This is a genomic window from Streptomyces sp. NPDC058697 (assembly GCF_042715345.1).
GTDB classification, from domain to species: Bacteria; Actinomycetota; Actinomycetes; order Streptomycetales; family Streptomycetaceae; genus Streptomyces; species Streptomyces liliifuscus.
Genome location: NZ_JBHXSU010000005.1, coordinates 553,380 through 561,761 on the forward strand (window position 1 = coordinate 553,380; position 8,382 = coordinate 561,761).

Sequence of the window (8,382 nt, forward strand, 5' to 3'; positions counted from 1 at the left end):
CAGAACCGGCCCTCGGGACATGGATCAGGAGAACCAGCCCTGTGGACTGGGATTGGTCGTGCGCCAGATGTGTTTGGTCTCGCGGTACTCGGCGAGACCGGCAGGACCGAGCTCCCGCCCGAACCCGGACTGCTTGTAACCGCCCCACTCGGCCTGCGGGACGTACGGGTGGTAGTCGTTGATCCAGATGGTGCCGATCCGCAGCGCGGACGCGACCCGCTGGGCCTTCGCCTCGTCGGAGGTGAAGATCCCGCCGGCCAGACCGTAGATCGTGTCGTTGGCCAGCCGCACCGCCTCCGCCTCGTCGGTGAACCGCTCCACGGTCAGCACGGGCCCGAAGGACTCCTCTTGGACGACCGTCATGGGTCCGGAGCACTCGTCGAGCACGGTCGGCGGGTAGTAGAAGCCGTCCGGGTGCGGAGGATCGGCCGGGCGTTCCCCGCCGCAGCGCAGCACCGCGCCCTCCTCCAGGCCCTTGGCGACGTACGCCTCGACCTTGTCCCGGTGGGCCGCCGAGATCAGCGGACCGGTCTGGGCCTGTTCGTCGAAGGGTCCGCCCAGCCTGATCTGCCGGGCCCTGCGGACGACCTCGTCGACGAACCGGTCGTGCAGCGAGTCCTCGACCAGAAGCCGCGCCCCGGCCGAGCAGACCTGCCCGGAATGCAGGAAGACGGCCGTCAACGCCATGTCGACGGCCGTCTCGAAGTCGGCGTCGGCGAAGACGATGTTCGGGTTCTTGCCGCCCAGTTCGAGGGCGACCTTCTTCACCGTCCCGGCCGCCGCGGCCATGAGTCTGCGGCCGGTCTGCAGACCGCCGGTGAAGGACACGAGGTCCACGTCCGGATGGTCGCCCAGCGGGGCGCCGGCCTCGGGACCGGCGCCGAGGACCAGGTTCGCCACACCGGCGGGCACCCCGGCCTCCTCCAGGAGGCGCATCAGGTGGATCGCGGTGTGCGGGGTCAGCTCGCTCGGCTTGAGGATGAAGGTGTTGCCCGCGGCGAGCGCAGGGGCGACCTTCCACGCCGTCTGGAGCAGCGGATAGTTCCAGGGAGTGATCAGCGCGCAGACACCGACCGGTTCGTATACGACCCGGCTGTCGACGCCCTCCGTGCCCGTCTCCACGACCCGGCCCGACTCGCTCGCGACGAGCCGGCCGAAGTAGCGGAAGCAGTTCTCGATGTCGTCGATGTCGTACTCGCTCTCCACCAGGCGTTTGCCGGTGTCGAGAGACTCCGCGCGGGCGAGTACGTCCTTGTCGCGGGCGAGCAGGTCGGCGACCCGGAGCAGCAGGTCACCGCGCTCGTTCGGGGGCGTACGGGGCCAGGGGCCGTCGTCGAAGGCGCGGCGCGCGGCCGCGATCGCGTCGGCGGTGTCCTGGGGGCCCGCCTCGTCCACCACGGCGACGAGTGAACCGTCGGCCGGACAGCGGATCTCGCGGGTGCCCTTCTCCCGCGCGCTCGTCCACGTGCCGCCGATATAGAGATCAGCCATCCATGCCTCCCAGCATGCCAATGAGCCACTCGTGGAAAATCCCGATGTGGTGCTCGGTGGGCACCAGCACCCCGCCCCTCCGGTAGGCACGGGACGCCATCGCGGGCTGCGTACGCTCGCAGGCCTCGAAGTCCTGGGCGTTGACCCGGTGGAAGAGTTCCACGGACTTCGAGACATCGGCGCCCGACTCGACGACCTCGGGTGCGTAGAGCCAGTCGCACTCCACGATCGTCCGGTCCTCGGCGAGGGGGAACATGCGGTGCAGGATGACATGGTCGGGGACGAGATTGATGAACACGGTGGGTTTGACCGTTATCGCATAGTAACGACGGTCCTGATCCTCCGCGACTCCGGAAAGTTTCCCGAAGCCCTCGCTGCCGTCGACGGTGAAGCCCTTGACCTCCTCGCCGAACTCGGCGCCGTGCCCCACGTAGTACTGGGCCGCGTAGCCGTCGGCGAACTCCGGGAGGACGTCGGTGAGCTCGGGGTGGATCGTCGCGCAGTGGTAGCACTCCATGAAGTTCTCGACGATCAGCTTCCAGTTCGCCTTCACGTCATAGGTGATGCGTTTCCCGAGGGCGAGGTTCTCGGTGCCGTAGTGCTCGATGGCCGCCACGTTCCCGAGCCGCTCCACGGCCGCGCCCATCACCGTCTCCTCGAAGGACGGCGGCTCGTCGGCCAGACAGACCCAGGCGTAGCCGAGCCACTCCCGCAGCGCGACCTTGACCAGGCCGTACTCCGTTCGGTCGACGTCCGGCATCTTCACCAGGTTCGGCGCCGCGATCAGCTTGCCGTCGAGGTCGTACGTCCATGCGTGGTACGGGCACTGGAGATTGCGCCGGACCTCGCCGGCCTCCTCCAGACAGAGCCGGGCCCCGCGGTGGCGGCAGACGTTGAGGAAGGCGCGCAGCTCACCGGTGCGGGACCGGGTGATCAGGACGCTCTCGCGGCCCACCTGGACCGTACGGAACGCGCCCGGTTTGGCCAGGTCGGCGCTTCGGATCGCGCAGAACCACAGCGACTCGAAGAGCCGTTCCTGCTCCTGCCGGAAGATCTCCGGGTCGGTGTAGTAGTGCCCCGGAAGGGTGGCGATCAGGCTGGGCGGCAGCTGACCGGGGGCGGAGAAGGGGGCGGGGGAGACGGGGGTCGTCGTCACGTGCGTGCTCCTCAGGCGGGCGCGGCGGCGAGGCGGTGGGGGTCGAACAGGCCGATCGGGTGAGCGGTGGTGCCCGTGAGCGCCAGATCGGCGAGGATCTCGCCGACGACCGGCACGAACTTGAATCCGTGCCCGGAGAACCCGCAGGCCACGGTCACGGACTCCGGATGCGCGGGATGCCGGGCGATGACGAAGTGCTCGTCAGGGGTGTTGGAGTACATGCAGGTGGCGGCCTTGAGGAAGGTGCCGGGCAGGTCCGGGATGCAGCGGGACATGTGGTCCGCCATCGCCCCGATCTCGTCCTCGTGGACCGTGCGGTCGATGTTCTCCGGGGTGCACTCGACGCCCTTGCGGAAGAACGCGACCTTGGCGCCCAGCTCCGGCCCGTCGATGGACGGGAAGCCGTAGACCTGGACGTCGTCCGCGTCCTCCCAGATGTAGATCGGATGGTTCTCCGGCAGGAACGGCCGGACCCCGCCCCTCGGCTGGAACCAGTACATGACCTGCCGCTCGATGCTGAACGGCACCCCGAGATCGGTGAGCAGCTGCGGCGCCCACGCGCCCGGGCAGATCACCAACTGGCTCGCGGTGTACGTGTTCTCGGCCGTGTGGACGCGTACCCCGTCCCGGTACGGCTCCCAGCGGGTCATCGGCTCGTCGAAGTGCAGGTCGGCGCCCTGCCGGGTGGCGAGCTGGAGATGGGCCGCGACCATGTTCTCGGGGCGGACCAGGCCGGCCTTCTTCTCGTAGAGCGCGACCTCATGGTCCTTCGGGCTGAGAGTCGGGAAGCGGCGGCGGATCTCGGCCGCGTCCAGCATCTCGTGCGGCAGGTCCCACTGCTTGGCCGAGCGCAGCGAACCCGAGACGGTCAGCGAGTCGGGGGGCCCGACCATCACACCGCCGCACAGCGTGGCGATGTCCCGGCCGGTGGCCCGCTCCACGTCCTCGTACAGCTCGTAGGCGCGCAGCAGCAGCGGTACGTACGCCGGGTCCTCGAAGTAGGACTGCCGGGTGATCCGCGAACCACCGTGACTGGAACCGCGGTTGTGCACCGGCCCGAACTTCTCCAGCCCGAGCACCCGCACACCGCGCGAGGACAGATGGTGGGCGGCAGCACTGCCCATACCACCGAGACCGATGACGATCACGTCGTAGGTAGGGGACACGGGGGACCTCCAGGGCTCGTGATGGTGATGTGCCTGCTCATCGGCGCCCCTTCAGGGGCGCGGGGAACTGCGCGACCAGCCCCCACCGGCCCGCAGGCTGACGACGACTCCCGCGAAGCGATCAACACCGAAGGCGGGTCATCTTCGGATCGAAAAGCGGCTCATCGGCGACGGTCGCGGGCACCTTCTCGCCGAAGTACTCCACATGGACACTCGCCCCGGTGGGGAGCACGGGCAGCCAGGCGTACGCGACGCACCGCCCCAGCGTGTATCCGTACGACGCGCTGGTGACGTAACCCGCGGGGGAGCCGTCCACGTACACCGGCTCCTTGCCGAGGACGACGGACGCCGGGTCGTCGAGGAGCAGCGGCGTCAGCCGGCGTCGGGGCTCGCCCCGGGCCTCCAGCGCCGCCATCCCGGTGAAGTCCCCCTTGTCCAGGCGGACGGCGAAGCCGACCCCCGCCTCGTACGGATCGTGCTCGTCGGTCATGTCGACGCCCCAGGCGCGATAGCCCTTCTCCAGCCGCAGGCTGTTGAAGGCGGAGCGCCCGGCGGCGATCACACCGTGCTCCCGGCCCGCCTCCCAGAGGGTGTCCCAGAGGCGGAGCCCCAGGTCGGCGGAGGTGTAGAGCTCCCAGCCCAGCTCGCCGACGTAGCTCAGCCGCATGGCGGTGACCGGGACATGGCCGAGATACGTCTCCTTCGTACGGAAGTAGCCGAAGCCCTCGTGCGAGAAGTCGTCGCGGGTCAGCGGCTGGACGAGTTCGCGGGCGAGCGGCCCCCAGACGCCGATGCAGCAGGTGCCCGACGTGATGTCCCGGATGTGTACGCCCTCGGGGGCGTGCCTGGTCAACCAGTCCAGGTCCGCAGGGGAGTTGGCGCCCACCTGGAAGCGGTCGGGCCCGAGCCGCGCGACGGTGAGGTCGGAGCGTATGCCGCCCGTCTCGTCCAGGAGCAGGGTGTACGTGACCGCGCCGGGCTTCTTGCGGAGGTTGTTGCTGGTCATGCCGTGCAGGAAGTCCAGGGCTCCGGGGCCGGTGACCTCAAGGCGGCGCAGGGGGGTCATGTCGTAGAGGGCGACCCTCTCGCGGGTCGCCCTCGCCTCGGCCGCCGCGATCGGCGACCAGTGGCGCGCCGACCAGGCGTCGCGCTCGGGGAGCGGGCCCAGGGTGTCGACGAGCGGGGCGTTCGCTTCGTACCAGTGCGGGCGCTCCCAGCCGCCGCCCTCCAGGAAGTACGCGCCCAGCTCCTGCTGGCGGGCGTAGAAGGGACTGACCCGCAGTGGACGCGGCCGCTCCATCGGCTGGAGCGGATGCAGTACGTCGTACACCTCGACGAACTGCTGCGAGCCCCGGTCCCTGACGTACGAGGGGGAGCGCTGGGCATCCTCGAAACGGGTGAGGTCGCACTCGTGGGCGTCGGTCTCCGGGCGGCCGTCGATCATCCACTCGGCGACCGCCTTGGCGACTCCGGCCGAGTGGGTGACCCACACGGCCTCCGCCAGCCAGAAGCCGCGCAGCGCACGGGATTCGCCGAGCACGGGCATGCCGTCGGGGGTGAAGGAGAAGACGCCGTTGAAGCCCTCCTCGATCTCCGCCTCCCGCAGGGCCGGCATCAGTTGGCGGCAGTCGTCCCAGCTCGGCGCCCAGTCCTCCTCGGTGAAGGGGAACGAGGACGGCATCTCCATGTCGTTCGCACGCGCCTCGTCGTAGTCGAGGATCGCGAACGGGTCGACGGGGAGCGGCTTGTGCGCGTAGCTGCCGATGCCGATGCGGTCGGTGTGCTCACGGAAGTAGAGGTCGCGGTCCTGGAAGCGGAGGATGGGCTTCGAGGCCTCTTCGGTGGCTTCGGCCAGCTCGGGGAGGGGTTTGGTCCGCGCGTACTGGTGGGCGAGCGGTTGCAGGGGTACGTCGATGCCGGCCATGCGGCCGATGACCGGGCCCCAGAAACCGGCCGCCGAGACCACGTGGTCGGCGGGGAAGGTGCCCCGGTCGGTGACGACCGCGGTGACCTTGCCGCCCTCCTGCTCGATTCCGGTGACCGTGTGCCGGTCCAGGAAGCGGGCGCCGCGGCTCTCGGCCCGGGTCAGCTGGGCGCGGGACGCGAGGAGCGCGCGGGCCAGACCGTCGTCGGGGGTGTGGAAGCCGCCGAGGACCAGCGACTCGTCGATGAGTGGCCACAGCTCCTTGCACCGGGCCGCGCTCACGATCTCGCCGCGGATGCCCCAGGAAGCGGCGTATCCGGCCCTGCGGTGCAGCTCGGCCAGGCGCTCGGGAGTCGTCGCGAGCTCCAGGCCGCCGACCGGGTTGAAGCAGGAGACCCCGTCCACCTCAAGGGAGTTGAACTTCTCGACCGTGTACCGGGCGAACTCGGTGAGGGTCTTCGACGCGTTCGTCTGGAAGACCAGGCCGGGCGCGTGCGAGGTGGAGCCGCCGGGAGCGGGCAGCGGTCCCTGTTCGAGGACGGTGACGTCGGTCCAGCCGCGGGCGGTGAGCTCGTCGGCCAGGGAACAGCCGACGATGCCGGCGCCCACGATGACCACGCGGGGATTGGTTTCGGGCGTGCTGGACATGCCCCTCCTTGTCGTGGTGGGGGTTGTCGTGGCGGGGGTGAACTCGCTCAGGGAACGGGGACGTTGGGGCGTTCGGCCGCGATCGTGGTGTCCTCGCCGTGTCCGGTGTGGACGTCCGTGTCGCCGGGCAGCGTGAGCAGCCGGTTGCGGATGGAGGCCTCGATGGTCGGCCGGTCGGAGTAGGAGCGGCCGGTGGCGCCGGGACCGCCGTGGAAGAGGGTGTCCCCGGTGAAGACCGCGTCGAGGAACGTGGCGTACAGGGAGCAGCTGCCCCAGGTGTGGCCGGGGTTGTGGATCACCTGGAGCTCGATCCCGGCGACGCCGATCCGCTGTCCGTCGGAGAGCTCGCCGTCCGGCTTGCGGTCGGGGTGCGTGGCCGCCCACAGCTCGTGGTCGGCGGGGTGCAGGAGGACGGGCGCGCCGGTGAGCTCGGCCAGCTCGGCCGCCGCGTCCACGTGGTCGTCGTGCGCGTGGGTGCATACGATCGCCGTCACCCGGCGGCCCGTGGTGGCCTGGTGGATCGTACGGGCGTCATGGGCGGCGTCGACGATCAGGACCTCTTCGTCGTCGCCGACCAGCCAGACGTTGTTGTCGACGTCGAAGGTCTCGCCGTCGAGGCTGAACGTGCCGGAGGTGACCACCCGCTCGATCCGTACGGTTCCCCGGGCGCTCACAGGACCACCACCGAGCGCAGCACCTCGCCGCGGTGCATCTTGGCGAAGGCCTCCTCGACCTGGTCGAGCGCGATGGTCTCGGTGACGAAGGCGTTGAGGTCCAGCAGTCCGTACAGGTACTGGTCGATGAGGAACGGGAAGTCGCGGCTCGGCAGGCAGTCGCCGTACCAGGAGGACTTGATCGCGCCGCCGCGGGAGAAGACGTCGATCAGCGGGAGGTCGATCTTCATGTCGGGGGAGGGGACGCCGACCTGGACCAGCAGGCCGGCGTGATCGCGCATGTAGAAGGCCTGTTTGAAGGTCTCGGGGCGGCCCACCGCGTCGATCGCGATGTCGACGCCGTGTCCGTCGGTGAGTGCGCGTACGGCTTCGACCGGGTCGGTGCCACGGGAGTTGACCGTGTGGGTGGCGCCGAACCTCTCCGCCTGGTCGAGCTTCTTGTCGTCGATGTCGACGGCGATGACCTTCATGGCGCCGTTGAGGCAGGCGCCCGCGATGGCCGCGTTGCCGACGCCGCCGCAGCCGATGACGGCGACCGTGTCACCGCGGCCGACGTTGCCGGTGTTGACGGCCGCTCCGTAGCCGGCCATCACTCCGCAGCCGATCAGGCCCGCGGCCTCGGGCCGGGCCGCCGGGTCGATCTTCACCGCCTGTCCGGCCGCGACCAGGGTCTTCTCGGCGAAGGCGCCGATACCGAGGGCGTTGCTGAGCGGGGTGCCGTCCAGGAGGGTCATCGGCTGGGTGGCGTTGCGCGAGTCGAAGCAGTACCAGGGACGGCCGCGGCGACAGGAGCGACAGGAACCGCAGGGTGCGCGCCAGGCCAGGACCACGTAGTCGCCGGTCTCGAGGTCGGTCACGCCCTCGCCGATCGCCTCGATCGTGCCCGCCGCCTCATGGCCCAGCAGGAACGGGAAGTCGTCGTTGATCGCGCCCTCCCGATAGTGCAGATCCGTGTGGCAGACCCCGCAGGCCTGCACGGAGACGAGCACCTCGCCCGGACCCGGGTCGGGAACGACGATCGTCTGCACCTCGACGGGTGCGCCCTTCTTCACAGCGACTACGGCACGGACCTCGTGTGGCACGACCAAGCTCCTCTGCTGTTGCGCAATGCACTATGGGTTGCGCGATGAGGAACATAGTGAGAACGCCGCCAAGGGGCCGTCAAGAGGTGCGGGTTAATCCTTGGCAAAAGGAACGGGCGGCACGAAATCTGTCCGACACACAGAAGCGGGGGGGGGCGGGGGTGGTAGTGGGCCCCGGCGTGCCCCTGTTGCAGGCCCGCGCGCCCCCCGACGGCCGCGGGGGGGGGGAGCACGGGGGCTC

General features: G+C 69.9%; 6 protein-coding genes. All 6 read right to left on the bottom strand.

Features of this window, described 5'->3' with window-relative positions; translation table 11 throughout:
- Window positions 1-24: 24 nt before the first annotated feature.
- The 6 genes from ACFWXQ_RS16040 to ACFWXQ_RS16065 all read right to left on the bottom strand — a co-directional run bounded on the left by ACFWXQ_RS16040 (window position 25) and on the right by ACFWXQ_RS16065 (window position 8,141).
- Window positions 25-1,491, bottom strand: coding sequence for an aldehyde dehydrogenase family protein (locus tag ACFWXQ_RS16040; protein ID WP_359729759.1), 1,467 nt, complete (start codon window positions 1,489-1,491; stop codon window positions 25-27).
- Entirely contained in the window at window positions 1,484-2,647 is a 1,164-nt protein-coding gene (locus tag ACFWXQ_RS16045) for an aromatic ring-hydroxylating dioxygenase subunit alpha (protein WP_383943333.1), read from the bottom strand. Before ACFWXQ_RS16045 ends, ACFWXQ_RS16040 begins: the two co-directional genes overlap by 8 nt.
- Before the next feature lie 11 nt (window positions 2,648-2,658).
- The gene (solA, locus tag ACFWXQ_RS16050; RefSeq protein WP_383943336.1) at window positions 2,659-3,813 is read right to left on the bottom strand and encodes an N-methyl-L-tryptophan oxidase; all 1,155 of its coding nucleotides are present in this window, start codon (window positions 3,811-3,813) and stop codon (window positions 2,659-2,661) included.
- 121 nt (window positions 3,814-3,934) lie between these two features.
- Complete coding sequence (locus ACFWXQ_RS16055) at window positions 3,935-6,385, bottom strand: FAD-dependent oxidoreductase (protein ID WP_383943339.1); 2,451 nt, start codon at window positions 6,383-6,385, stop codon at window positions 3,935-3,937.
- 47 nt (window positions 6,386-6,432) lie between these two features.
- Entirely contained in the window at window positions 6,433-7,059 is a 627-nt protein-coding gene (locus tag ACFWXQ_RS16060) for an MBL fold metallo-hydrolase (RefSeq protein WP_383943342.1), read from the bottom strand.
- Window positions 7,056-8,141 (bottom strand): S-(hydroxymethyl)mycothiol dehydrogenase, encoded by a 1,086-nt coding sequence (locus ACFWXQ_RS16065; protein WP_383943345.1) that lies wholly within the window; start codon window positions 8,139-8,141, stop codon window positions 7,056-7,058. The genes ACFWXQ_RS16060 and ACFWXQ_RS16065 overlap by 4 nt, the downstream gene beginning before the upstream one ends.
- Between the last annotated feature and the right edge of the window lie 241 nt (window positions 8,142-8,382).